This is a genomic window from Phaeobacter sp. BS52, assembly GCF_045040595.1.
In the GTDB taxonomy this organism is placed as follows: domain Bacteria; phylum Pseudomonadota; class Alphaproteobacteria; order Rhodobacterales; family Rhodobacteraceae; genus Phaeobacter; species Phaeobacter piscinae.
The window spans coordinates 3,119,247-3,145,043 of sequence record NZ_CP090662.1 but is presented as its reverse complement, the minus strand read 5'-3'; the positions used below and the strand labels follow the sequence as shown (position 1 = coordinate 3,145,043).

At 59.0% G+C, this 25,797-nt stretch carries 19 protein-coding genes and 7 pseudogenes; 13 read left to right on the top strand and 13 right to left on the bottom strand.

Going from position 1 to position 25,797, the window contains the following annotated elements; genetic code table 11:
• The first annotated feature begins 229 nt into the window (after positions 1-229).
• Together pnp and L0Z65_RS15145 are read left to right on the top strand one after the other, a co-directional pair.
• Positions 230-2,371, top strand: a pseudogene (pnp, locus tag L0Z65_RS15150) (polyribonucleotide nucleotidyltransferase).
• A 122-nt stretch (positions 2,372-2,493) separates the two neighbouring features.
• On the top strand, positions 2,494-3,210 hold the full coding sequence (locus L0Z65_RS15145) for a glycosyltransferase family 25 protein (RefSeq protein ID WP_405108915.1): 717 nt from the start codon (positions 2,494-2,496) through the stop codon (positions 3,208-3,210).
• A gap of 89 nt (positions 3,211-3,299) precedes the next feature.
• Here L0Z65_RS15145 and L0Z65_RS15140 read toward each other — a convergent pair whose 3' ends face one another.
• The gene (locus L0Z65_RS15140; protein ID WP_024098686.1) at positions 3,300-3,950 is read right to left on the bottom strand and encodes a peroxiredoxin; all 651 of its coding nucleotides are present in this window, start codon (positions 3,948-3,950) and stop codon (positions 3,300-3,302) included.
• A gap of 322 nt (positions 3,951-4,272) precedes the next feature.
• Between L0Z65_RS15140 and L0Z65_RS15135 the strand changes: the two are divergent.
• Positions 4,273-5,713: pseudogene (locus L0Z65_RS15135) on the top strand (aldehyde dehydrogenase family protein).
• 75 nt (positions 5,714-5,788) lie between these two features.
• On the opposite strand, the gene L0Z65_RS15130 reads toward L0Z65_RS15135, so the two are convergent.
• Complete coding sequence (locus tag L0Z65_RS15130) at positions 5,789-6,262, bottom strand: glyoxalase superfamily protein (RefSeq protein WP_040170142.1); 474 nt, start codon at positions 6,260-6,262, stop codon at positions 5,789-5,791.
• Positions 6,263-6,621: 359 nt separating this feature from the next.
• Between L0Z65_RS15130 and L0Z65_RS15125 the strand changes: the two genes are divergently transcribed.
• Both L0Z65_RS15125 and L0Z65_RS15120 read left to right on the top strand, forming a co-directional pair.
• Complete coding sequence (locus L0Z65_RS15125; RefSeq protein ID WP_405108910.1) at positions 6,622-7,125, top strand: VOC family protein; 504 nt, start codon at positions 6,622-6,624, stop codon at positions 7,123-7,125.
• Positions 7,126-7,203: 78 nt separating this feature from the next.
• The gene (locus L0Z65_RS15120) at positions 7,204-8,061 is read left to right on the top strand and encodes an alpha-1,2-fucosyltransferase (protein ID WP_405108907.1); all 858 of its coding nucleotides are present in this window, start codon (positions 7,204-7,206) and stop codon (positions 8,059-8,061) included.
• Positions 8,062-8,073: 12 nt separating this feature from the next.
• Here the strand turns inward: L0Z65_RS15120 and L0Z65_RS15115 are convergent, their stop codons facing one another.
• Entirely contained in the window at positions 8,074-8,727 is a 654-nt protein-coding gene (locus L0Z65_RS15115) for an RluA family pseudouridine synthase (protein ID WP_405108904.1), read from the bottom strand.
• 138 nt (positions 8,728-8,865) lie between these two features.
• Between L0Z65_RS15115 and L0Z65_RS15110 the strand changes: the two genes are divergently transcribed.
• Positions 8,866-9,279 (top strand): nuclear transport factor 2 family protein, encoded by a 414-nt coding sequence (locus L0Z65_RS15110; protein WP_405108901.1) that lies wholly within the window; start codon positions 8,866-8,868, stop codon positions 9,277-9,279.
• Between the two features lie 177 nt (positions 9,280-9,456).
• Positions 9,457-9,891: pseudogene (locus L0Z65_RS15105) on the top strand (SGNH/GDSL hydrolase family protein); the annotation flags it as partial.
• 108 nt (positions 9,892-9,999) lie between these two features.
• Here L0Z65_RS15105 and rarD read toward each other — a convergent pair.
• The 9 genes and pseudogenes from rarD to L0Z65_RS15060 form a co-directional block, all read right to left on the bottom strand.
• Positions 10,000-10,895, bottom strand: a pseudogene (gene rarD, locus L0Z65_RS15100) (EamA family transporter RarD).
• A gap of 182 nt (positions 10,896-11,077) precedes the next feature.
• Positions 11,078-13,530: pseudogene (locus L0Z65_RS15095) on the bottom strand (FAD-dependent oxidoreductase).
• A gap of 108 nt (positions 13,531-13,638) precedes the next feature.
• Positions 13,639-14,667 (bottom strand): GlxA family transcriptional regulator, encoded by a 1,029-nt coding sequence (locus tag L0Z65_RS15090; RefSeq protein ID WP_405108898.1) that lies wholly within the window; start codon positions 14,665-14,667, stop codon positions 13,639-13,641.
• Positions 14,648-17,097: pseudogene (locus tag L0Z65_RS15085) on the bottom strand (FAD-dependent oxidoreductase). The gene L0Z65_RS15090 and the pseudogene L0Z65_RS15085 overlap by 20 nt, the downstream one beginning before the upstream one ends.
• A gap of 16 nt (positions 17,098-17,113) precedes the next feature.
• On the bottom strand, positions 17,114-17,485 hold the full coding sequence (locus tag L0Z65_RS15080; protein WP_118069087.1) for a GFA family protein: 372 nt from the start codon (positions 17,483-17,485) through the stop codon (positions 17,114-17,116).
• Positions 17,482-18,111 (bottom strand): LysE family translocator, encoded by a 630-nt coding sequence (locus L0Z65_RS15075; RefSeq protein WP_405108894.1) that lies wholly within the window; start codon positions 18,109-18,111, stop codon positions 17,482-17,484. The genes L0Z65_RS15080 and L0Z65_RS15075 overlap by 4 nt, the downstream gene beginning before the upstream one ends.
• Positions 18,111-18,707, bottom strand: a complete 597-nt coding sequence (locus tag L0Z65_RS15070) for a helix-turn-helix domain-containing protein (RefSeq protein ID WP_405108891.1) — start codon at positions 18,705-18,707, stop codon at positions 18,111-18,113. Before L0Z65_RS15070 ends, L0Z65_RS15075 begins: the two co-directional genes overlap by 1 nt.
• A 165-nt stretch (positions 18,708-18,872) precedes the next feature.
• The gene (locus tag L0Z65_RS15065) at positions 18,873-19,328 is read right to left on the bottom strand and encodes a GAF domain-containing protein (RefSeq protein ID WP_405108888.1); all 456 of its coding nucleotides are present in this window, start codon (positions 19,326-19,328) and stop codon (positions 18,873-18,875) included.
• A 95-nt stretch (positions 19,329-19,423) separates the two neighbouring features.
• Positions 19,424-20,596, bottom strand: coding sequence for a thiolase family protein (locus L0Z65_RS15060; RefSeq protein WP_405108885.1), 1,173 nt, complete (start codon positions 20,594-20,596; stop codon positions 19,424-19,426).
• Between the two features lie 93 nt (positions 20,597-20,689).
• Here L0Z65_RS15060 and L0Z65_RS15055 point away from each other — a divergent pair, with 93 nt between their 5' ends.
• The 3 genes from L0Z65_RS15055 (at position 20,690) to L0Z65_RS15045 (ending at position 23,302) form a co-directional block, all read left to right on the top strand.
• Positions 20,690-21,034: an STAS domain-containing protein gene (locus L0Z65_RS15055; protein ID WP_096872824.1), complete on the top strand. Its 345-nt coding sequence runs from the start codon at positions 20,690-20,692 to the stop codon at positions 21,032-21,034.
• A 34-nt stretch (positions 21,035-21,068) separates the two neighbouring features.
• The gene (locus tag L0Z65_RS15050) at positions 21,069-21,515 is read left to right on the top strand and encodes an ATP-binding protein (protein ID WP_102897947.1); all 447 of its coding nucleotides are present in this window, start codon (positions 21,069-21,071) and stop codon (positions 21,513-21,515) included.
• 212 nt (positions 21,516-21,727) lie between these two features.
• Entirely contained in the window at positions 21,728-23,302 is a 1,575-nt protein-coding gene (locus L0Z65_RS15045; protein WP_405108880.1) for a gamma-glutamyltransferase family protein, read from the top strand.
• Positions 23,303-23,393: 91 nt separating this feature from the next.
• On the opposite strand, the gene hspQ is transcribed toward L0Z65_RS15045, so the two are convergent.
• Entirely contained in the window at positions 23,394-23,720 is a 327-nt protein-coding gene (gene hspQ / locus L0Z65_RS15040) for a heat shock protein HspQ (protein ID WP_014876215.1), read from the bottom strand.
• Between the two features lie 245 nt (positions 23,721-23,965).
• Here hspQ and L0Z65_RS15035 point away from each other — a divergent pair.
• From L0Z65_RS15035 to L0Z65_RS15025, 3 genes and pseudogenes are all read left to right on the top strand, one after another.
• Positions 23,966-24,902: pseudogene (locus tag L0Z65_RS15035) on the top strand (tetratricopeptide repeat protein).
• A 27-nt stretch (positions 24,903-24,929) separates the two neighbouring features.
• A complete protein-coding gene (locus tag L0Z65_RS15030; protein ID WP_102897949.1) occupies positions 24,930-25,571 on the top strand; it encodes an LON peptidase substrate-binding domain-containing protein in 642 nt (213 codons plus the stop codon).
• Positions 25,568-25,774, top strand: a complete 207-nt coding sequence (locus L0Z65_RS15025) for a Trm112 family protein (protein WP_102897950.1) — start codon at positions 25,568-25,570, stop codon at positions 25,772-25,774. Before L0Z65_RS15030 ends, L0Z65_RS15025 begins: the two co-directional genes overlap by 4 nt.
• Positions 25,775-25,797: the final 23 nt, after the last annotated feature.

Sequence of the window (25,797 nt, the reverse complement as noted above, 5' to 3'; positions counted from 1 at the left end):
TGATGCGCCCTGTGGTATGGGCCTGGGGCGAAATCTCTGAGAACCGGCATCACCAGCGCTTGCCCTTTCAATCTGTGCAAAAATCCTGTAAGGGCGGCCTATCTGAGACGTGCTGCCAAGACCCCGGCAGTCGAAAGAAAGATAGAGAGGGGTCGGCGGCAATGGGGCCGCCACATCAAACGGGAGACCCGGGATACGCCCGGGAGTGCTCCCAGCTAGGATAAGCTGAATGTTTAACGTTACAAAGAAATCGATGCAGTGGGGCGAAGAGACGCTCACACTGGAGACCGGCAAGGTTGCCCGTCAGGCTGATGGCACCGTGATTGCCACCCTGGGCGAGACCTCGGTCATGGCAAATGTCACCTTTGCCCGCCAGCAGAAACCGGGTCAGGACTTCTTCCCTCTGACCGTCCACTACCAGGAAAAATACTACGCTGCGGGCAAGGTCCCCGGTGGTTTTTTCAAGCGTGAAGCACGCCCCACCGAAAAAGAAACGCTGACTGCGCGTCTGATCGACCGTCCGATCCGCCCGCTGTTCGTCCCCGGCTTCAAAAATGAAGTTCTGGTGATGTGCACCGTGCTGAGCCACGATCTGGTCAACGATCCTGACATGGTCGCCATGATCGCAGCCTCTGCGGCGCTGACCCTGTCCGGCGCCCCCTTCATGGGTCCGATCGCAGCTGCGCGCGTTGGTTTTGAGGGCGGCGAATACGTTCTGAACCCGACTGTCGACGACATGCAGGACCTGCGCCTGAACCCTGATCAGCGTCTGGATCTGGTTGTTGCCGGCACCAAAGATGCCGTGATGATGGTTGAATCCGAAGCTTACGAGCTGACCGAAGCTGAAATGCTGGGTGCGGTGAAATTTGCTCATGAGCAGATCCAGCCGGTGATCGACCTGATCATTTCCCTGGCAGAAGACGCGGCGAAAGAGCCGTTTGACTTCCAGCCGGCATGGATTATTCCGAGCTGTTCGCTGTCGTGAAAGCCGCTGGTGAAGAGCAGATGCGCGCTGCATTCGCAATCACCGACAAGCAGGAGCGCACCGCCGCTGTTGCCGCTGCCCGCGACGCGATCAAAGCCTCGCTGACAGAAGAACAGCTGGAAGATGCCAACCTCGGTTCCGCCCTGAAGAAGCTGGAAGCTGGCATTCTGCGTGGCGATGTCGTCAAGACCGGCAAGCGGATCGACGGACGTTCAACCACTGACGTGCGCGCCATCGAGTCGGAAACCGGCATGCTGCCGCGGACCCATGGTTCGGCGCTGTTCACCCGTGGTGAAACTCAGGCGTTGGCCGTGACCACGCTGGGCACCGGTGACGACGAGCAGTTCATCGACGCGCTGCACGGCAACTTCAAATCCAACTTCCTGCTGCACTACAACTTCCCTCCCTATTCGGTTGGTGAAGTGGGTCGTGTCGGCTCCCCTGGCCGCCGTGAAATCGGTCACGGTAAGCTGGCATGGCGCGCGCTTCAGGCGGTTCTGCCTGCGCCGACCGACTTCCCCTACACCATCCGCGTGGTGTCGGAGATCACCGAATCGAACGGTTCCTCCTCGATGGCATCCGTCTGCGGTGGTTCGCTGTCCATGATGGACGCCGGCTGTTCCGCTGAAGGCACCGGTTGCCGGTGTGGCCATGGGTCTGATCCTGGAAGACGACGGCTCCTACGCGATCCTGTCGGACATTCTGGGCGATGAAGACCACCTTGGCGACATGGACTTCAAAGTGGCGGGTACCGACAAGGGTATCACCTCGCTGCAGATGGACATCAAGGTTGCAGGCATCACGCCTGAGATCATGGAAAAAGCATTGGATCAGGCCAAAGACGGCCGTCTGCACATCCTCGGCGAAATGGCCAAGGCTCTGTCGGAAACCAATGCGTTCTCCGTCCATGCGCCGCGCATTGAGACCATGCAGATCCCGACTGACAAGATCCGTGAAGTGATCGGCTCCGGCGGTAAGGTCATCCGCGAGATCGTGGAAACCTCCGGCGCGAAAGTCGACATCAACGACGACGGCGTGATCAAGATCGCATCCGCCGACGGCACCGCCATTCAGAAGGCCTATGACATGATCCACTCGATCGTGGCAGAGCCGGAAGAAGGCGCCATCTACACCGGTAAAGTTGTGAAGATCGTCGACTTCGGCGCCTTCGTGAACTTCTTCGGCAAGCGCGATGGCCTGGTACACGTGTCCCAGATCGAAAACCGCCGCCTGAACCACCCTTCGGACGTTCTGAAGGAAGGCCAGGAAGTGAAAGTGAAGCTGCTGGGCTTTGATGATCGCGGTAAGGTCCGACTGTCCATGAAGATCGTGGATCAGGAAACCGGCGAAGAGATCAAGGCTGAGAAGAAAGAAGACGCAGAATAATCTGCCTCTTGTTTTGAAAACACTTGGAACCCCGCCAGAGATGGCGGGGTTTCTTCGTTTTCGGGTTCGCAGACTGCGGCCTCCCTCTTTTCACCGCTGGGCAAGATCGCTACCTCTGGCTTATGCGATCCTATATCATTCATATGGCAGGTGATCAGAAACGCGCCCCAAACGTGGCACGGCTGATGACGGAGCTGCCACAGCCGGAGGTCATTGAGGCGGTCAATGGCCGCGCCGTTCTGGAGGCAGGCGGGATCACCGTGCGCAATGGCGACCTGCACCAGCCACGTTACCCCTTTGCGCTGAGAGCTGGGGAGATCGGCTGTTTCCTCTCCCACCGCAAATGCTGGCAGAAGATCGTCGACAGCGCTGATGAGTTCGGCCTGATCGTCGAGGATGATCTTGCCTTGGACTTGGCGATCTGGCGCGATGCCATCGCATTGGCCGAAAATAGCGCCACCACCGAGAGTTTTATCCGGCTGCCTGCCAAACACCGCGAAACCGCGACGCAGTTTATTGCGACCGAGGGCGAAGCGCGCCTGTTTCTGCCAAGACGCATCGGATTGCAAACCGTCGCGCAGGTGGTGGGAAAAGCCGCGGCGGCGCGTCTACTGGCAGCCACGGAGACGCTGGACCGTCCGGTTGACACCTTTCTCCAGATGCACTGGGTCCATGGGCAAATGGTCCACACGATCTGGCCCAATGGCGCATCAGAACTGACGGAGGAATTGGGGGGCTCAACCATCCAGTCGCGCCCCACAGGAGGAAAGATCGCGCGCGAAGTGAAACGCGCGCTCTACCGGAGCCAAGTCGCCCTGCGCCCACAAAAACACTCGTAGTGGAGCCATAGAAAAAGGGGCCGGTCGGCCCCTTTTCCACAACGGTCAGTTCACAGGGGCACGACGCCCCGTTTGGATGTTTCAGTCGGTTATTCCGGCGCCTTGGTTTTGCGCAGATAGGGGAAGATCGTCTCGAACTCACCGAACTTGGCTTTGGCGTCCTCATTCGACACGCTTGGCGGGATAATCACATCTTCGCCGGGCACCCAGTTCGCAGGGGTTGCCACGCCTTTGCCCGACATCTGCAGACCGTCCAGAGCGCGCAGGATTTCGGCAAAGTTACGTCCCACGGTCATCGGGTAGGTCATCGACAGCTTCAACTGCTTGTCCGGACCGATGATGAAGACGGAGCGCACAGTGGCACTGTCTGCAGGGGTGCGGCCATCGGGGAGATAGGCCTCAGCAGGCAGCATGTCGAAGGCCTTGGAGACAGCCAGACCCTCATCGGCGATGATCGGGAAACCAGCGCTGGCCTTGCCGTAGCTTTCGATATCGCCCTTCCATTTCTTGTGATCCTCGACGCCGTCAACGGACACGCCGATCACCTTGGTATTGCGGGCGGCCCATTCGTCAGCCAGCTGCGCCACAGCCGAAAATTCCGTGGTGCAGACAGGTGTAAAATCTTTGGGGTGGGAAAACAGGATCGCCCAGCTGTCGCCGATCCAATCATGAAACGAGACGGTGCCCTGATCGGTTTCTGCGGTGAAATCCGGAACCACATCATTGATACGCAAACCCATGGGTCTCTCCTCTGCTGTCAAATGAATACTCTCTGGTCGATAACCTAACCACTCAACGCGCAGGTTAAACCCTTGTCGGGTGGTAAGCAGTCGAAAAGATCAACTCACGCGTCAATCTGACCCGTCCGGGACGTCCGTGTGTGGCAAGCGATGAGACCGCGCAGCCATCCCAAACCAGCGGTAAATTAGTGAACTTTTGTCCATCTCTATAATTTGATCAAATTATCCATTCCCCCCTTGCCCATCCGAAACACCGGTGACAGAGTGTCGGCCAATTGCGGGGTTTTGCCCCGTCACACCCTGATACCTGGGAGATCGACAGATGATCGAGAAACGTGATTTTTACATCGATGGCCAATGGGTCGCCCCTGCAGCACCCAATGATTTTGAAGTGATCGACCCGTCGACTGAGGCACCCTGTGCCGTCATTTCCCTGGGCGATGCAGCGGATACCAATGCCGCTGTCGCCGCGGCCAAGGAAGCCCTGCCGGGTTGGATGGCGACACCGGTTGAAGATCGTATCGCGCTGGTCGAAAAGCTGATCGAGGTATACGAAAGCCGCACCGAAGATCTGGCCCAGGCGATGAGCGTCGAGATGGGGGCTCCCATCGACATGGCCCGCACCCAACAGGCAGGCGCAGGCAGCTGGCATCTGCGCAACTTCATCAAGGCGGCGAAGGCATTTTCCTTCGATGCTCCTCTGGGCGACCATGCCCCCAATGATCGCATCATCCATGAGGCTGTAGGCGTCGCTGCGTTGATCACGCCATGGAACTGGCCGATGAACCAGGTCACGCTGAAGGTTGGCGCCGCAGCCATCGCGGGCTGCACCATGGTTCTGAAACCTTCGGAGCAAAGCCCGCTCAACGCGATGATCTTTGCTGAAATGATGGACGAGGCGGGATTCCCTGCCGGTGTCTTCAATCTTGTGAATGGTGACGGCACCGGCGTGGGCACCCAGCTGTCCAGCCACACCGATGTGGACATGGTGTCCTTCACCGGATCGACCCGCGCCAAGCACTGCCATTTCCAAGGCTGCCGCAGATACCCTGAAGAAGGTTCATCTGGAGCTTGGTGGCAAAGGTGCCAATGTGATCTTTGACGATGCGGACGAGAAAGCGGTTAAGCGCGGCGTGCTGCATATGATGAACAACACCGGTCAAAGCTGCAACGCGCCAAGCCGAATGCTGGTACAGAAAGGCATCTACGACAAAGCCGTCGAAGAAGCTGCCGCTGTTGCCAACAAGGTCGAGGTTGGCCCCGCCTCCAGCGAAGGTCGCCACATCGGTCCCGTGGTCAACGAACTGCAGTGGGGCAAGATCCAGGACCTGATCCAGAAAGGCATCGACGAAGGCGCCCGATTGGTTGCAGGCGGCACCGGTCGCCCCGATGGCTTGAACCAAGGCTTCTATGTCAAGCCAACCGTATTCGCCGACGTGAACAACCAAATGACCATCGCCCGCGAAGAGATCTTTGGCCCGGTGCTGTCGATTATCCCCTTCGAGAGCGAAGAGGAAGCAATCGAGATCGCCAATGACACGCCCTATGGCCTGACCAACTATGTGCAGACACAGGATCCCGCCCGTGCCAACCGCATGGCCCGCAAGCTGCGCGCTGGCATGATCGAGATGAACGGCAAGTCGCGTTCCGCTGGGTCGCCGTTTGGGGGCATGAAACAATCCGGCAATGGCCGCGAGGGCGGCAGCTGGGGGATCGAGGATTTCCTAGAGGTGAAAGCCGTCGGTGGCTGGGCAGACGAGTAACGCCCCACACCAATTTACGAAACCGACAACAAGAGCCGCCCATCAGGGCGGCTCTTTGGTATTTTCGCGCTGAATTCAGGTGAAACGGCTCCAATCAGGCAGATCGAGAACCAGCTGAGGCACACCATCCGAGGTCCGCTCAACCGAGCGGCCGTCCCAACCAATGGTGCCGCTGATCCGCTGACGCATTGCGGAAAAACTGTCGAATTTCACCACATCCACCGGTTCTTCCAGATGCAGGGTCACGCGTCGTCGTGCGCCCTCACCAAACACCTGCAGCCCGCGCAGCTCAGCCGTGAAGGCCTGTCCAAGATAGCTGCCCCGCAATGTCTGCCCGACACGCAGGGTTTGCTGCGGAATATTCGGACGCGGTCTGTCCGCCTTGGCGCTGATCGTATTCCAGTCTTTGTAGCCATATTGCCGGGCCACCATCTCAAGCGCGGCGCTATGTGACAGGGTGAGATTGCGGGCCTGCAACTGCTGTCGCAGATTGCGGGCCTGTTGTTTCAGGCTCCCGACGGTGGGGAGGTCTTCTGGGTTGGTCGTCATTCTTGCCTCTTGTCCAATCAACAAGATGCGCCGAAAACATGGAGCCCGCATTGCCATTGGCGCATCACATCGATGGGCGAAAGACAGGAAATCTACTGACGGGGGTTCACCATGGTCTCGTTGACCGCGAGCGGCAGGGCCCCGGCCCTGCTTCAGCCTTAGGCCGTTCCACCTGCCATGGTCAAGACCTTAGCCACCTCGTGGCTGTGGTTGCATGGCTGTCTATCAGCCCTGCCGAGTTGAAAGTGGCCACGTCCAAACCGCATCAAAAGAAACAACCAAGGACGTCATTTACCCCTTGATCTAAACCTGACTTGAGCTTGCAGGGTGGGGAAAACGATTATTCAAAGGAGACATCAATGGTCCATCAGAAGCCTGTCCCCGCCGTCAAACCCGGTATCAACACCACCTTGACCGGGGTTTACGAAACCCACCTGACGGTGAAAAACCTTGAGGTTTCAATGGCCTTTTATGGGGAGACCATCGGCTTGCAGCTTGCGCGTCACCTACCCGAGCGGCAGGTCGCATTCTATTGGGTTGGCGGGCAATCTCAGGGGATGCTTGGACTTTGGGCGGGTGGCTCCGCTCCGATGGGTATGCGGTTGCACATGGCGTTTCGCACCACGGTCTCAGCACTTGATGGCATTTGCGACCGGCTGACTGATGTCGGGATCACGCCGCTTGATTTTCACGGGTCCCCGACGACAGAACCGGTGGTATTGGGCTGGATGCCCGCGCTGTCGATCTACTTCAAGGATCCGGACGGGCACTCGATTGAGTTTCTGGCACCAATGACCGACGACCCGGATTTGGATTTTGGCGTTGCTAGCTACAGCGACTGGCAGGCGCGATCCGGCGGATGAACCTGACCGGGACTGGTCATGGCGGTCGATGGCGCCTATCAACGCGGTATATCGCTCCGAGGGACCGAGGGACTAATCATGATCATCACCCGCCTGCATGGCCGACTGGGCAACCAGATGTTCCAATACGCTGCCGGGCGTGCGCTGGCGGATCGGCTCGGTGTGTCAGTTGCGCTGGACAGTCGCGGCGCCGAGCTGCGCGGTGAGGGCGTGCTGACGCGCGTCTTCGATCTTGATCTGGCGACACCGGATATCCTGCCGCCCTTGCGCCAACGTGCTCCGCTTGGTTATGCGCTATGGCGCAGTTTGGGCCAGCATCTCGGCGCCGGACCGAAGCTACGCCGGGAGGCAGGCCTGGGCTACAATCCGGGTTTCGCGGACTGGGGCGACAACAGTTACCTGCATGGCTACTGGCAGAGCGAGCGCTATTTCGCACAGAGTGCCGAACGCATTCGGCGCGACTTCACCTTCCCTGAGTATTCAAATCAGCAAAACGCGGAGATGGCAGCGCGCATCCACGAAACCAATGCAATTTCGCTGCACGTGCGCAGAGGCGACTATCTGACCCTCGCCGCGCATGTGCTTTGCGATCAAGCCTATTACGAGGCCGCACTGGCGAAGGTTCTGGACGGGTTGGAGGGACATCCAACGGTCTATGTCTTCTCGGATGATCCACAGTGGGCAAAGGAAAATCTCCCTCTGCCCTGTGACAAGGTGGTGGTGGATTTCAACGGCGCTGATACCGATTATGAGGACATGCGCCTGATGAGCCTGTGCAAACACAACATCATCGGCAACAGTTCGTTCTCCTGGTGGGCGGCCTGGCTGAACCAGACACCGGACCGCCGAGTGGCCGGTCCCGCCAAATGGTTCGGCGATCCGAAACTGAACAATCCCGATATTCTGCCGCCAGACTGGCTCCGCATCAGCGTCTAGGTAGCGCCGACCTCAGAACGGAGCCTTGACGCGAAACTTCATCGATTCGCCACTGTCAGGATGTTTGATCCGCAGCTCTTCTGCGTGCAACATCATCCGCGGGTGATCCAGCGCGCGCCCCTCTGCATAAAGCGGATCGCCCAGAATGGCGTGGCCTAGAGACAGCATATGTACCCGCAGCTGATGCGACCGCCCGGTCTTGGGCGTCAGGCGCACGCGGGTTGCGGTGTCTTCGTATTTCATCACCCGCCAGTCGGTCACGGCCTCTTTGCCAGTGTCATGGCAGACCATCTGGCGCGGACGATTGGGCCAGTCCACGATGAGCGGCAGATCTACGGTGCCGCTGCGCGGTTCAAGCCGACCGTCAACCCGCGCCACATAGGCTTTCTTCGCAGTGCGTTTTTCAAACTGCATGGACAGATGCCGCTGCGCATGAGGAGTGACGCCGAAAACCATCACACCGGAGGTATCGCGGTCCAGTCGGTGCACCAAAAGCGCTTCCGGAAAGGCAGCCTGCAGCCTGCTCAGCAGACAATCCGCAAGATGTTCCCCCCGCCCCGGCACGCTGAGCAGACCATGGGGTTTGTTCACCACCAAGAGCTGGGCATCGTGATGCAGGATGTCCAGAGGATCCATCGGCGGAGTGTAGTCGCTAGAAACTGTCATGCCCGCGTCCCTAGCGGCCCATTGCCTGCAGGGCAAGGTATCGCGACGTCGCGCTTGCCGGTGCTTGGGTAGAGCGGCAGGGTGGTGACATCTTCACATCCGCCCCGTCCGCGGGCTCCCTGGTCTGAAAGGTGACGCATGTCTCATCCAACCATCAGCAGGCTGCAAGAGGTCGTTGCCAAAGGTGATGACAGTCAGATTGCAGATCTCCTGGCCGAAGACGTGCAGTTTTTGCCACCAACCTACTGGAAAACCTGGACAGGTCGCGCACCGGTCGCGGCCATTCTGGGGCATGTCGGTCAAGTTTTCAGCGATTTCCGCTATCGTCGCATCATGGGAGATGGCGATGACTGGGCGTTGGAATTCCAATGCAAGATCGGCGAATTCGACGCGGTTGGCGTTGATCTGATCACCCTGAATTCAGACGGGCTGATTGCTCAGTTCGAAGTGGTGATGCGCCCTTACAAAAGCATCGGGATCTTGCGGGACGCAATCATGGCGCGGGTCACCACGGATCCCAGGTTTCTGCAATATCAATCGGCGCTCAGCTGATCGGCCTGGACCATATCGCCCGGATCGTACTGCTGCCGTTGCTGGTCGTGCAGGCGGTCAACGTACGGCGCAGGGCCCTGCGCCTGCCTGAACCATGGGGTCCACGGTTTGGACAGATGGGGCGTGGCGCCCCCCTGCGTCTGTTGATTGTCGGCGACAGCTCCGCCGCAGGGGTTGGTGTCGGCTAAGCAGGATGACGCGCTTTGCGGCCAACTGACAACGAAACTGGCCGAAGGGCGGCATCTGACTTGGCGATTGGAGGCGACAACCGGACATCGCAGCGCTGATGCACTGGCGCGGGTCCGCGCATTGCCACCACAGACATTCGACGTCGCTGTCTTGGCGCTTGGGGTGAATGATGTGACGCGGCTTACACGACGGCGACGGTTTCACATGGAACAGTCAGCCCTGATCCGACTTCTGCGTGACCGATTTGGGGTCACGCTGGTGATCCTGTCCGGTGTGCCGCCGATGGCGGATTTTCCCGCCCTGCCCAACCCGCTGGCCTGGGTGCTAGGCCGACATGCGACGCGGCTGGACCAAGTTCTGGCCAAGCTGGCCGCGCAAGATCCAAATGTCGTACACCTGCCCTTCACACTGCCGCCCGATCCCACGCTGGCCGCACATGACGGGTACCACCCTTCGGCCACGGCTTATGCGCTTTGGGCTGACACTCTGGCACAGACAATCAACGCCGAACTGTCGGGGCCTTCTGATCCGTCAGGCGCGGCGCATCTGGCGCAGCAGAGAAACGGAATAGATCACCAGCGCGAGCCAGATCATCGGGAAGGCGATCATCCGCGCGCGGCCGAACTCCTCACCAAAGACAAAGACCGCCGCCAGAAAGATCATCGTGGGCGCGATATATTGCAGGATACCGATCGTGGATAGGCGCAGCAGTTTGGCGCCATTGGCATAGGTGATCAACGGCACCGCCGTCACCACACCACAACCCAGCAACAGCGCGGTATCGCTGAAGTCGCCGCCAAAATGGGCACCGCCCGTGACCGTCAGATATGCCAAATACACCAATGCGGGGGGCGTCAGGATCAGCACCTCCAGCATGAACCCCTGGTTGGGACCAACCGGTAGGGATTTCTTGAAAAACGCGTAAAAGCCCCAGCTGAGCGTTAGCCCAATCGCCGCCCAGGGCAACCGACCCGCATCCAGGGCGAGCACCAATACCGCCAGTGCTGCCAAACCGATCGCGACCAATTGGGCAGGCGACAGCCGCTCGCCCAGCAGCACAGCACCAAGCATGACACTGAACAGCGGGTTGATATAATAGCCAAGAGCCGCATCCAACGCATGGCCAGTCGCGATGGACCAGACATAGATGCCCCAATTCACCGAAATCAGTGCTGCTGTTACCGCGCCCATCATCAACACTTTCGGGGAGGTAAGCGCTGCGCGCAGGTCGCGGGTCCGCCGCAGAATGATGAGCAGAACACCCGCAACAGGCACTGACCAGATCACCCGATGGGCCACCACTTCCGCTGCTTAAGCATATGCGCCAACGCCTTCATATAGAGTGGCAGAAAGCCCCACATCAGATAGGCGGAAACGGCAAAGGCGAGGCCCTGTGGCGTGTCTTTATTCTCAGGCTGCGGCGTCATCGTAAAATCTCCCTGAGCCGCGTTTATGACAGGTCAGCCGACAATGAACAGGGGGATACTGCCAAAGGTGTTGATGTCGTCGTTGGGCGACAGCTTTACTCTAGGCTGCCGGGAGGATGCGCGATTATCGCACGCATCCTCCCTCAATGACGTGTTACATCACGCCAAAGGACCGAGCGTTTCTATTGCTTCACCCTCTCCGATTTCGGGTCATACATCGGCTTCAGCGACACCTCGGCCTTCACCTTCACACCGCAGACGTCGATCTCATATGTGGAGCCTAGCACATCCGCTACACTTTCACCGTCACACGGTACGTAGCCCATACCGATGGCGGCACCCAGCGTATGCCCGTAGTTGCCGGAGCTGAGGTAGCCCACATATTTGCCGTCACGGATGATCGGTTCGTTGTGGAACAGCAGCGGCTCAGCATCGGTCAGTTTGAACTGAACCATGCGGTTCTTTGGGCCGGTCTCCTTACGCTCCAACACTGCTGTCTTACCGATGAAATCCGCCTTATCGGTCTTCACCGCAAAGCCCAGACCAGCGTCGATCACATTGTCCTCGCAGGTGATGTCGTGGCCAAAGTGGCGGAAGCCCTTTTCGATCCGGCAGCTGTCCATCATGTGCATGCCGCAGAGCTTCAACCCCATATCCTGACCCGCCTCATGCAATGTCTCAAACGCGTGGCCTGCCATATCCGAGCTGACATAAATCTCCCAGCCGAGTTCGCCCACATAGGTCACGCGGTGAACACGGGCCAGCCCCATACCCAGTTCGATCTCCTGCGCGGTGCCAAAAGGATTCACCTCATTAGAGAAGTCGTTGGGCGAGACTTTCTGAAGCAGTTTGCGGGCGTTTGGCCCCATCACCGCCAGCACGCCTTCACCTGCGGTAACATCAGTGATCACCACACGGTGGTCGCCCACATGACGCCTCATCCAGGTCTGGTCGGCAAGGCGGGTCACTGCCGGGGTTACCACCAGATAGGCGGTCTCCGACAGGCGGGTAACGGTCACATCGGCTTCAATCCCACCGCGGGTGTTCAGGAACTGGGTGTAGACGATCTTGCCCGCTTCGGCACCGACAGGTTGGCGCCGCAGATGTAGTTCAGGAAGATTTCGGCATCCGGACCCTCCACGCGGATCTTGCCGAAGGAGGACATGTCGTACATGCCGACATTTTCGCGGACTGCCTTGTGTTCAGCTGCCGAGTTTTCAAACCAGTTCTGACGCTTCCAGCTATATTGGTAGTCCCGTTCCTCGCCCTCATTGGCAAACCAGTTGGCCCGTTCCCAGCCGCCGATTTCGCCCATCACCGCGCCTTGTTCCAGCAGGTGATGGTGGAACGGGGTGCGGCGCACGCCGCGGGCGGTGGCCTTCTGGCGGTAGGGGAAGTGGTCGGCATAAAGCAGGCCCAGAGTCTCTTTGGAGCGTTCGAACAGGTAGTTCTTGTTGCCCTGGAACGGCTGCATGCGGGAGATGTCCACGTCACCTAGATCGAAGGGTTTCTGGCCGTCTTCCATCCACTGCGCCAGCGCCATGCCTGCGCCGCCCGCCGACTGGATGCCGATTGAGTTGAAGCCTGCCGCGACCCAGACATTATCCATCTCCGGCGCCAGGCCCAGGTGGTAGGCGTCATCCGGGGTGAAGCTCTCCGGCCCGTTGAAGAAGGTGTGGATGCCCGCCTCGGCCAGCATCGGCATCCGGTTGCAGGCGGCTTCCAGAATGGGTTCGAAGTGGTCGAAATCCTCGGGCAGCTGATCGAATTCGAATGTGTCCGGGATGCCGTTCATCGCCCAGGGTTTGGCATTCGGCTCAAACGCACCCAGCAGAATTTTTCCCGCGTCTTCTTTGTAGTAGGCGCATTCGTCCGGCACCCGCAGCACCGGCATCTGGGTCAGGCCGGTGATGCCTTCGGTCACGATGTAGAAATGCTCGCAAGCGTGCAGCGGCACGTTGACGCCTGCCATGCGGCCAACCTCGTGGCCCCACATGCCGGCGCAGTTCACCACCATGTCGGCCTCAATGTGGCCCTGTGACTGACCGTCATCGCTGGCCCAGTCGACGCCGGTGACGCGGCGGCCCTGTTTGGAAATTCCGGTAACCTTGATCCGCTCCTTGACCAGCGCACCGCGTTGACGCGCGCCCTTGGCCAGGGCCAGCGCGATGTTGGCCGGATCCCCTTGCCCGTCTTTTGGCAACCACACGCCTGCAGTCACATCGCCGACATTCAGGTGCTCATAGCGGGCTTTGACTTCCTCGGGGGAGATTTCCTCAACCTCAACACCGAATGCGCGCGCCATGGCGGCCTGGCGGAAGATCTCTTCCTTGCGCTCTTCGGTCAGGGCTACGGTGATCGAGCCGCAGCGTTTGAACCCGGTGGCAACGCCTGTTTCCTCTTCCAGCGCGCCGTAAAGCTCCTGGCTGTATTTCGCCAGCTTGGTCATGTTGGCGGTCGCGCGCAGTTGGGCGATCAGACCCGCGGCGTGCCAGGTCGTGCCCGAGGTCAGCTGTTTACGCTCCAGCAGCACAACGTCCTTCCAGCCAAGCTTGGTCAGGTGATAGGCGACCGAGCAGCCGATCACGCCGCCGCCGATGATGACCACGCGGGCCTTGTTGGGAAGATCGCTCATCATGTGCCTCCTGAACTTGACTGGACGAACTGCATGGCCGGATCCTGCCATATCAAGGCGACAACAAATGCATCAAAAACGCCAGTCTGCACGCTCTATTCTCCACCGCTATCCTGTGGATTTTCGACGCTGCTGGTGTGACTGAGACACGCGCCGTGATTTGCGCAGAGCGAAGGGTGTCATGCCAAAAAACGCCTTATACAGGGTCGAAAACCCATTGGAGAACCCGCAGGCCAAACCGATTTCGCGCACGCTCATGGTGGTGTTCAGCAAAAGGTTATTGGCCTTATTCAAACGCATCTCCCGGTAGAAACCATTGGGTGTCGTGCCGAGAAAGGTCTTGAACTTGCGTTCCAGCGATCGGGTTGAAATCCCGAGATGGTCAACGATCTCATTGATCGGCAGCGGTTCCTCTATGTGCTCCTGCATAACGTGAATGGCTTGATCAAGGTCCGCATCGCCAGTGATCGTTGGTTTCACACCCGAAAACGGCTGCAACGACGCGAAGTCCCGCACCTTGTCGTGCAAGAGGATATTCGCAACCGTCACCTGCGCGGCCGCCGTGGTCAGCTGTCCGATCAGGGCCAGAACGATATCCACCGTCGCCCCCATCCCGGCACAGGTCACCACCTGCCCATCTTCACTCGCCAGCGCGAAATTGGCGTCGAACAATCCAATGCGCTCACGCATCAAGTTGGTGTTTTCCCAATGCGTTGTGTGCTGGGCCCCGTCCTTGCCACTGTCACGGATATACCGGCTGGCGGCCTCTGCCAGCAGATAGACCTTGGCCCCGCGCGTGCGGTAGGTGCTGATCAGCGATCCCATCGACAGCGCCGGACAGTCGGGATCCGTATTGCCCAAAACAAACACGCAGTCGGCATCTGCTTTTGCCGCGAAAGGCTCTGTCTCGACATAAGCGCCAGCGCGGCATCCGACCTGACCGCCCCCAGCAGAGCGCATTGTCCAGGAGAACGGTGGCTGGGCGAGCACACGATTGGCCAGCCGCAAGGGCTCCACCACAGCAGAAAACTCAGTGAGCACAAAACCTTCCGTTAGGATGATATCGACCTGCCACTGACGTCCCCCCGGGGGTGCCCCCCCGGAGGTCACAGATGCCTCAGGCGCGGAGCCGGTCATTGTCTGGATCCCACAGCGGTTTGTCTTCCTGAACTACGGCGCGACATTTCTCGCCATAGATCTCGACCTCCAGCTCGGTGCCCGGCACCGCGATATCGCGGCGCACCATGCCCAGCGCGATTGAGGCGTTCACGCGATACCCCCAATCGCCGGAAGTGGTCTCTCCGACAATCTCGCCATCCTTCCAGATGCAGGACATATAAGGCGCATCCGCATCGCCAGCCTCAACGATCAGAGTGACAAAGGACTTCTTGACGCCCTGCTGTTTTTCACTCTGGATCGCGGCCTTGCCCGGGAAGTCTTGCGGCTTGTCCAGTTTAACAAACCGCTCAAGACCGCCTTCCAGCAGCGAATAATCGGTGCTGAGGTCACCTTTCCACGTGCGGTAACCCTTTTCGATCCGCAGAGAGTTCAGCGCGTACATGCCGAACGGCTTGGCGCCGCCTTCGATCAGCGCTGCGTAAATGTCAGTCTGATGTGCGTTGGCGCAATGCACCTCCCAGCCAAGTTCGCTCGAGCATAGGACACCCGCGCCAGGAAGGCTGGTTTGCCTGCGACGGTGGCTTCCTGATGGGTCAGCCAACCCAGCGACAGATCGGCGTCAGAGATATCCGCCAGCAGCTCCCGCGATTGCGGACCGGTCACAATCATCGTCGCAAATTCCGTGGTGTGATCTGTCAGACTCAGACCTGCGGGCAGCGCCTTCTTCAAGATCTCAAAATCATGCCACTGGGCCGAGCCTGCGGTGATCATGGTGAAGTGATCCTCACCGTGACGCATGCAGGACATCTCCGTCAGGATGCGACCGCGATCATCGGCAAAATAGACGAGGTTCATCCGGCCCACCTTGGGCAGCCCGCCGGTTATCAGGCCGCGCAGGAATTCGGCGGCACCTGCGCCGCTCAGATTAAAGCGAGAGAAACCCGGCAGATCCAGCACGCCAACACCATCGCGCACAGCTTCGCATTCTTCCTTGATGCGCTGCTGCCATGGGCCGGAACGACCCCAGGTATGAGTGGCGTCCTCAGACGTGTCATCGCCCGGCTGCGCGAACCAGTTGGCGCGTTCCCAGCCGTTATAGGCACCCATCTGACCGCCCAACTCCTTGATCTTGGTATGAACCTGGCTGACCTTCTTGTCGCGCGCAGCGGGCCACTCGTGATACGGGAAGTGCATGGCGTATTCATTGCCGTAAACCTCCATACCTTTCTGGTCGCAGTAATCCTGATCCGTGTAGTCGGTATAGCGGCGCGGATCGACCGCCCACATGTCCCATTCAGTCTGACCATCGACGATCCATTCCGCCAGCACCTTGCCAGCACCACCGCCCTGGGCGATGCCGAAGGTGAAGACGCAGGCCTCAAACGCGTTATCGACGCCCGGCATCGGGCCGATTAGCGGCAGGCCATCGGGCGCATAGGGGATCGGGCCGTTGATCACGCTGGACACACCGGAGGTAGCCATCAGCGGCACCCGTTCCATGGCGTCGGTCACGATATCCTCGATCCGGTCCAGATCGTCTGACCAGAGCTGGAACGAGAAGTCGTCCGGCATCTTGTCATCTTCGGTCATCCAGTGACCTCTGCAGTTCGGCTCATAGGGGCCGAGGTTATAGCCGTTCTTCTCCTGCCGCAGATAATAAGAGACATCCACATCGCGGATCAGGGGTAGCTTTTTGCCGTGCTCTTTGCTCCAGGCTTCGACCTCCGGAATTTGTTCCGTCAGCAGATATTGGTGCGACATTACCATCATCGGCACAGTACGACCGCCATAGTCCTTGAACCATTCCCCCACACGTTGGGCATAATAACCTGCGGCGTTCACCACATAGTCACATTCGATATCGCCCTTCTCGGTCTGCACGATCCAGGTCTTATCTTCCTTCTGCATTACACCCGTTGCCGGGCAGAAGCGGATAATCTTGGCTCCCATGTCGCGCGCGCCTTTAGCCAGCGCCTGCGTCACCTGTGCCGGATCGATGTCTCCATCCGTGGGATCGTAAAGCACACCTTCCAGATCGTGCGTTTCCAGAAACGGGTAATGTTCCTTGGCTTGGTCAGGTGTCCACATCTCCATCTCGATGCCCTGATAACGGCCCATGGAACAGGCACGTTCGAACTCCTGCATCCGTTCCTTGGTATGTGCCAGACGGATGGACCCGGACTGGTGATAGTTCATCGGATAATCGACTTCCTCCCCCAGACCCGCATATAGTTCGGTCGAGTAGCGCTGCATGTTCATGATCGCCCAGGACGTCGAAAAGGTCGGGACATTGCCCGCCGCGTGCCATGTGGAGCCTGCAGTCAGCTCATTCTTCTCAAGCAGCACGCAATCCGCCCAACCTTTCTTGGCCAGATGATAAAGTGCTGAACAACCGACGACACCGCCGCCGATGATGACCACACGGGCCTTTGTTGGAAAATCAGACATGATGCCTCCCTCGTCGTCAGTCCTCTTGCGGCACACCGTCCGCAATGTCGTAGTAGTCGCCCTTGGAGGCGGTGAAGATGTGCTTTTCGACGCTGAGACCGGTGTTCCCGTCGACAGCGCCCAGTGCAAAGCTGATGGTGTCTTCGTCCGTGCCCTTCCAGAACAGGAAAGAACCGCATCGCGGGCAGATGCCGCGTTTGGCCAGCGATGTTGCCTCAAACCAGCGGACCGGGCCCGTGATCATGAGGTCCACGTCACGCACCTGTGCAGAGGCCCAGATGCCGCCCGATTGCTTGCGACATTGGGTACAATGGCACATCGATGCGCCGCTCGGTTCTGCGGCGGTTTCAAAACAAACGTCACCGCACAGGCAAGACCCTGTGATCATCGCGCATCCTCCAGATCAGGCACGCTGGTCGATCCCAAGAGCACCCCGTAGACAATGAAACAAATGGCCAGAAGACGCCGGATCCACAGGTTGAAGACCGCCTTCATCGCCGCCTGACCCATCGCAACACCAAGCAGCGTGAACCCCGTATAGCTCAGCGTTGTGAGGATAAGCGCGGTGGGCATGATCACCAGCATCTGATCCCAGATTGGCACGCTTGGTTCAACAAATTGCGAAAACGCTGCGAGATATCCGGCAACACTCTTAGGGTTGATCACCGCCACAGCGAGAGCATGCAGATAAACATGGCGCGCGGGTCGCTCCACTGCCGGAGCTGGCCGTGTGGCGTTGCGCCATCCGCGCACGCCCAGATAGATCAGGAATGCCGCCCCGATCAGCTTGGCAATCAGAAACACACTCGGCGACGCTGCAATCAGAGCCGTCACGCCGATCGCCGACAGCAGCAGAAACAAGGTTGCCTGTGTCAGAATGGCCAGAACGCCGACCATCGCCCGCCAGAACCCCAAGCTCATTCCATTGGAAATGCAATTCACGGCATTTGGTCCGGGTGTGGTGACGAAGGCCACCCAAAACACGGCAAAGAGGGTCCAGGCATCAAAACTCATCAATACACCGGCGGCGCGATAACCCAGACCGCCACAGCAGGCACGTCATAGGGGTTGGCCCATTGGTAGGCTTCTTCCTTGATCCGGAAGCTATCGCCCGGCCCAACGGTGAAGCTGCGGCCCCCGATCACCAGGTCCAATTGCCCGGCAATCATATAGCCGACCTCCTGTGTCGGACGATCAGCCGGGACCTGCATTCGGGAATGCGGGCGAAAGGTGGAATGCACCATCTCGAAATCGTCGGTCAGATCCGGTGACAGCAACTCTTCCATCAGGCCTTCCTCACCAGACCCCATCGGGCGACGCGCTCCTGCACGGACGATATACCCCTGCTCTGCGGTTAGCGCCGCCGAATGGGCAAACAGCATCGACATCGGCACATTCAAAGCCTTTGCAATCTCGCGGAGGTCCGAAATCGACGGTTCCGACATATCCCGCTCAACCTGGCTCAGCCAACCGACAGACCGACCTAAACGCGCCGCGAGATCTGCAAGTGTTGCGCCTCGCGCCTTGCGCAAGGCACGCAAATCCGCCCCTAGGCTTGCCGGTTGTGGAGATTGATCCGTCACGTGGCACCTGTGAAAATTATCGCTCATTTTTCACGATGCAACGTATTCATGAAATTTCCAAGGATTTTTTCACGAACATCACTTTACATACAAAAGCCCAGCACACTCTAGGCGCCGGGCTCTGTCATCTTTCCGTAAATACTCTGGGGTGAGGCCCTGAGGGCCGAGGGGCAAAGCCCCTGCCGCTGCGAATCAGCTTGGAGCGAAGACCCGCTTCAGGATCGCAGTGATCTGTTCTGCATCATCCCCAGTAAATGCCTCGGGCTGGTCGCTGTCGATGTCAAAAACCCCGATCAATGCCCCATCACCGTTCCAGACTGGCAACACCAGCTCAGAGCGCGTCGAAGAAGCGCAAGCGATGTGGCCAGGAAACGCCTCGACATCGGCCACCAGCTGAACCTCGCCGGTCCGGGCCGCTGCGCCGCAGACCCCCCGGGAGAACGGGATCTGCAGGCAGCCATGACCACCCTGATACGGGCCGATCTTAAGCAATTCCGGTGCCACCACCCGATAAAACCCGGTCCAGTCAAACCGCTCATCACTATGATGCACTTCGCAGGCCACGGTGGCCATCAGCGCAACCTCGTCGGTCTCGCCCTCGGTCAAAGCAGCGATGGTTTTGGCCAGTGTTTCGTAGTCGACCTGCATAGGTAGCCCTCCTTCAACGTCGCTGAGGGGGCTGTCTGCCCCCTCTTGACCTGTCGGTCAATTCACCCCCGAGAGTATTTTTTGAAAGGTGACAATCACATGCGCTCAATCGCGATGGCCGTGCCCTCACCGCCACCAATGCAAATGGCTGCGATGCCGCGCTTCAGGCCGCGTTTTTCCAATGCGTTCAGCAATGTCACCATGATACGCGCACCGGAGGCTCCGATCGGATGACCCAAAGCACAGGCGCCGCCGTTGACGTTCACTTTGTCACGCGGCAGCCCCATTTCATGCATGAAAGCCATGGGCACGACGGCGAAGGCTTCGTTCACCTCCCAAAGATCCACATCGCCAACGGTCCAGCCGAGCTGCGCCATCAGCTTTTGTGCTGCCGGAACAGGAGCGGTTGTGAAGAGGCCTGGCGCCTGGGCGTGACTGGCATGCCCCATGATACGGGCGCGTATGGTCAGGCCTTGCGCTTCCGCAGCATCCTGGGAGGCCAGCAGCAATGCGGCGGCGCCATCCGAAATCGACGAAGCATTGGCGGCAGTCACAGTGCCATCCTTGCGGAAGGCCGGTTTCAGCGTCGGGATCTTGTCCGGGCGTGCTGATTTGGGCTGCTCATCCGCGTCCGTAACAGTCTCGCCCTTGCGGGTTTTGACAGTAACCGGCGCGATCTCGTTATCAAAGGCACCGCTTTCCTGTGCTGCCAGCGCATTGGACAATGATGTCAGCGCGTACTCATCCTGTGCCTCCCGCGTGAACTGATAGGTCTCCGCACAATCTTCGGCAAAGGTGCCCATCAGGCGGCCCTTATCATAAGCGTCTTCAAGCCCATCCAGGAACATATGATCGACCACCTGCCCATGCCCAAGCCGCGCGCCATTGCGCATCTTTGGCAGCAGATATGGTGCATTTGTCATGCTCTCCATGCCGCCCGCAATCATGGTGTCCGCCTGACCCAACGCGATCTGATCATAGGCCATCATCGCCGCTTTCATGCCGGAGCCGCACATCTTGTTCAGCGTGGTGGCTGGCACCTCTTCGCCCAAGCCAGCTGCGAACCCTGCCTGCCGCGCTGGGGCCTGACCCTGGCCTGCGGGCAAAACACACCCCATCAGGACTTCATCGACAGTGGTGGCCCCTGCCCCCGCGAGCGCGGCGCGCATTGCAGCGCCGCCCAGCTCAGCGGCTGCGACGCCGTCGTACATGCCCTGAAATCCGCCCATTGGGGTGCGGGCCGCGCCTGCGATCACAACAGTTTTCATCTAATATTCCTCCTAATGTCGAAATAGTGCATACAAAATCGTAAGGATTGGCGTCTAGGCTGATCGTCAACACATATTGACGCGGGGACACTCATGAGCCTGACCAGCACAACAGCCGATGGCACCCAGATCGTGACCGTCAATGCCGAGCGCATTGATGCAGCCATGGCTATCCAATTCAAAGAAGATATGCGCGCGACCACCGAAAACGGCCCTGATCGTGTCATTCTCGACCTGTCAGAGGTGAAATTCATCGATTCCAGCGGGCTTGGCGCTATCGTGGCGGCTATGAAGCAGCTGGGTCAGGGACGAAAACTGGACCTTGCCGGGTTGACGCCGATGGTCGACAAAGTGTTTCGACTGACGCGAATGGATACTGTTTTTGATTTATATGCGTCGCTGGGCGATGCAACGACCGCAACCCACATCGATTCTTGAACCCACGCGTGTTTTTACGCGGAGCGAAAAGACCATGGTAGAAACCTTTTCCTGCACGTTCACGGCTACGGAACTGGATGCCAGATCTGGCGTTCAGGACATCGTCGCACGGCTGCGCACCATGGGGATCCCGGATCCCCGCGTGGACGAGGTTCAGATCGCTCTTACCGAGGCTGTGAACAATGTTGTCGAACATGCCTACGCCGGGATGGATATCGGTGACGTGCGTATTCGCTGCAACCTGCACCCCGACCAGTTGTGGATTTCCATTGGCGACGGTGGTGCCCCCTTCAAGAACGACGAGCTGCCCCTGGGCACGCCACATGACCTGACCGTTGATGCCGATCAGTTGCCCGAGGGCGGCTTTGGCTGGCTGCTGATCCGGGAACTTACCTCCGACGTGCAGTACAAGCGCGACGACACAGGCAACAATCTCTCGCTCTGCTTTGAAATCCAGATGCGCAACGCCAACAGCGCCTGAACAGAACGCGCAGACACGAGGGGCAGCCTGACAGGCAACCAAGCAGGTGCGTGACTACACGCCCAAGGCTCACAGGCACAGGATCTTACGCAGACCGCCAGTTTGTGATGCGCCCTCCGAACGTCCCACCCGCCCTATCAACATTGGCAGACGCTTTGTCGTTGCCTTTGCCTCTGTGCGATCTAATCTGCCTTCCAATCACAGGAGGCATCATGCGCGATTTTCATTTCCCTGGGCGATCAGCTGTATTCGCTGAAAATGGCCTCTGCGCCACATCTCATCCACTGGCAGCGGGCGTGGCGATTGACATCCTCAAGCGAGGTGGCAATGCCATGGATGCCGCAATTGCGGGCGCCGTATTGCTTGGCATATGCGAACCGCAGATGACTGGGATCGGCGGCGATTGCTTTGTTCTTTATTCACGCCCCGGCGCAGCGGTTCAGGCGATGAACGGTTCCGGGCGTGCGGCGGCGGCTGCCGATGCGGCAGGACTGCGGGCGACAGGGCTGACGACCGTCCCCTTGACCAGCGCACATGCCGTAACGATCCCCGGTGCGGTTGATGCCTTCTGCACGCTCTCCGATACGGAAGGGCGGCTTGGGCTGGATACGCTCCTTGCACCCGCCATCCACTATGCCGAGGCCGGGGTACCGGTTGCCCCACGCGTCGCCTTTGACTGGCAAAGTGATGCGGAGACCCTGCAAGGCCGTGCCCGCGACCACTACCTCTTTGATGGGACACCACCGAAAATCGGCCAGATGTTTCGCGCAGCAGGGCAGGCCGAAGTGCTGCGCCGGATTGCCAAGGGCGGCCGCGATGCCTTTTATACCGGCGAAATTGCTGAGGATATGATAGCTGCGCTGCAGGCGCGTGACGGCGTTCAAAGCGCGGATGATTTTGCCAACACCAAGGCCGAGCTGACCCTTCCCGTTGCCGGAACTTACCACGATATCGATCTGGTTGAGCATCCGCCCAACGGCCAGGGTGCCACTGCCATTCTGATGCTGAATATTCTCAAACATTTCGACATCGCCGGGATGAACCCCTTAGGTGCTGAGCGGGTCCACATTGAGGCAGAAGCGGCGAAGCTAGCCTATGATGCGCGCAATCGGTTTATTGCCGATGCCGATCACACCGACCGATTGGATCATATCCGGGCCCCTGAGACGGCAGCGCGACTGGCTGAGTTGATCAATCCGAAACGAGCAATGGCGGCCGCCGCCCCACTGAGCGAAGCGGTGCACAAGGACACCATCTATATCACCGTGGTCGACAAGGACCGCATGGCCGTCTCGCTGATTTATTCGATCTTCCATGGCTTCGGGTCGGGAATTGCCTCTGACAAATTTGGCATCCTGTTACAGAACCGGGGCGCCGGTTTCACCTTGGAGGAGGGCCACCCCAATATGTTGGCAGGAGGCAAGCGTCCGATGCACACCATCATCCCCGGAATGCTGCGCAAAGAGGGCGCTGTGACCATGCCGTTTGGCGTGATGGGCGGGGCGTATCAGCCCAATGGGCACGCGCGGTTTGTGTCCAACCTGACGGATTTCCGGATGGATCCACAAGCAGCAATCGATATGCCCCGTGCCTTTGCGGATGCTGGCCAGCTGAAGGTCGAACGAGGTTATAGCGATGCGGTGCGTCAAGAGCTCGCCGATATGGGCCATAACGTTACGATCCCGGAGACAGCGATTGGCGGTGCTCAGGCGATTCAGATTCACAGTTCGGGAATTCTGGAAGGCGCCAGTGACGCACGCAAGGATGGCTGCGCCCTCGGGTATTGAACCGCCCTCGGCAGCCGATCATCAGAAAGAATAGTGATCTTCGCAGCCGCATGTGCTGTTGCGGAGATCCAATCCCCCAACGGCACCGACCCTAGTTCAGCTGATAGTGCAACGCATAGCTGCCGTCGTCAAAACTGCCAAACATCTCGGGGATATCAGGGTGGCCCACAGGTTCGCCGGAATAATCCGCAATCAGGTTCTGTTCAGACACATACGCCACGTAATATGTCTGATCGTTCTCTGCCAGCAGATGGTAATAAGGCTGATCCTTCACTGGACGGCTGTCCTCGGGGATCGCCTCATACCATTCTTCTGTATTGGCAAATTCAGGATCGACATCGAACACGACACCGCGAAAAGGGTGTTTGCGATGGCGGACAACCTGTCCCAGATTATATTTCGCGCGCGTTCTAAGCATGAATGCTGTTCCTATCGCCTCATGATACTCTGCCACAAGGGAAAATGTCGAATCCGCGACAGGGTTTCGGCAGAAACACTCTGTCCTTCACGATAGGACAATGCTGCTGCCCCCACTGCCAGGTATTCAGCGCCCGTGAAACCCTCGTGATTGCGAAGCGCCTATAGGCTTTGCGCAGATCGGCCCTTGGTTTCTGGGCGGCCAGCTTTCATATAGGGGGCAAGTTCGAAATGGAGAGCAAGCGCATGATCGATATTCTTGGCGGCGCGGGAGATATGGCCCCCGCAGGTGATCTGGTCAAAGACGTGACCGAGGCAACATTCATGCAGGATGTCGTCGATGCCTCAATGCAGGCGCCGGTGATCGTGGATTTCTGGGCGCCCTGGTGCGGCCCCTGCAAGACCCTTGGCCCCGCATTGGAGGCCGCCGTGACCAAAGCCAAAGGCGCGGTCACAATGGCAAAGATTGACGTGGATCAGAACCAGCGTCTGGTGCAGGCGCTGTCGCAGCAGGGCCTACCGCTGCAGTCGATCCCCACTGTTGTCGCCTTCGTTCAGGGCTTAGCCCATCGACATGTTCCAGGGCGCTGTGGCCCCATCCGAAATCGATGCGTTCATCAAGCGTGCCGTTGAAGCAGGCGGCGGTAGCGCAGATGGCGGTCTGGGCGATGCGATCGAAGCCGCAGAGCAGATGTTGACCGATGGCGATGTGGCAGATGCCGCACAGACCTTTGCCGCTGTTTTGGGCGAAGATGACAAAAACGCAGCTGCTTACGGTGGTCTGGCTCGTGCCCATGTCGCCATGGGCGACCTGGATCAGGCAGAGGCCGTGCTGAATGGCGCCCCGGCTGAGATTTCCGACGCTGCAGAGATCGAGGCAGCCCATGCCCAGATCGCCCTCGCCCGTCAGGCCGAGAATGCCGGTCCGGTGGCCGAACTGCGCGCAACCGTGGAGGCCTATCCCGAAGACCATCAGGCGCGGTTTGATCTGGCGCAGGCCTTGCATGCCGCAGGTGAGACTGAGGCCGCCGTGGATGAGCTTTTGACGCTGTTCCGCAAGGATCAGGACTGGAATGATGGCGCCGCAAAAGCCCAGCTGTTCACGATCTTTGATGCGCTGAAACCAAATGATCCGATCGTTCTGAATGGTCGGCGCAAACTCAGCTCAATCATATTTGCCTAAGGCAATGTCAGCGCTACAGTCCCTAGTATGATACAGGCCGCTGATCTGCCCGATACCCTACCGGTGTTTCCTCTGCCCGGGGCGCTATTGCTGCCCCGTGCCCGCTTACCGTTGCACATATTTGAGCCGCGCTACCTGCAAATGCTGGAAGATGCGTTCAAGACATCGCACCGGTTGATCGGCATGGTCCAGCCGTTCCCTTCGAAAACGGAAGACAGCACCCTCCACAGTATCGGCTGTGCGGGGCGCGTGACCCAGTTTTCAGAGACCGAGGATGGGCGTTATCTGATCACCTTGTCAGGCGTATCGCGCTTCCGCATCAAAACCGAGGTCAACGGCTTCACCCCTTACCGGCGATGCGAAGTCGACTGGGGCGATTTTAATCGCGATCTGGGTAAGGTTGAAGCCGACAAGTGCTTCAACCGGTCAGGGTTTCTGGACTTGCTCGAGCGCTTTTTCGAATCGCGTAGCCTGTCGACAGATTGGGAAGCACTGAAGGATGCCGAGGACGAGCTGTTGATCAATTCCCTGTCCATGATGCTCGACTTCGATCCCGAGGACAAACAGGCCTTGCTCGAAGCACCCTGCCTTGCCACAAGGCGCGAAACCCTGGTCACATTGATCGAGTTTGCCCTGCGCGGCGGCTCGCATGAGGAAATTCTGCAATGAGCACTGAACCGTCTTCCACCGATACCGTGGCGGCCTCGTTTGATCGCCGGATGCTAGAGGCATTGGTCTGCCCGCGCACCCAGACGGTTCTTGAATATGACGCATCTGCACAAGAGCTGATTTCGCGCGCCGCCAATCTGGCCTTCCCAATCCGCAACGGGATCCCGGTGATGCTGGAAGATGAAGCCCGCGTGCTGGACTAACTCCCGCGCTCCTTATTGAGGCA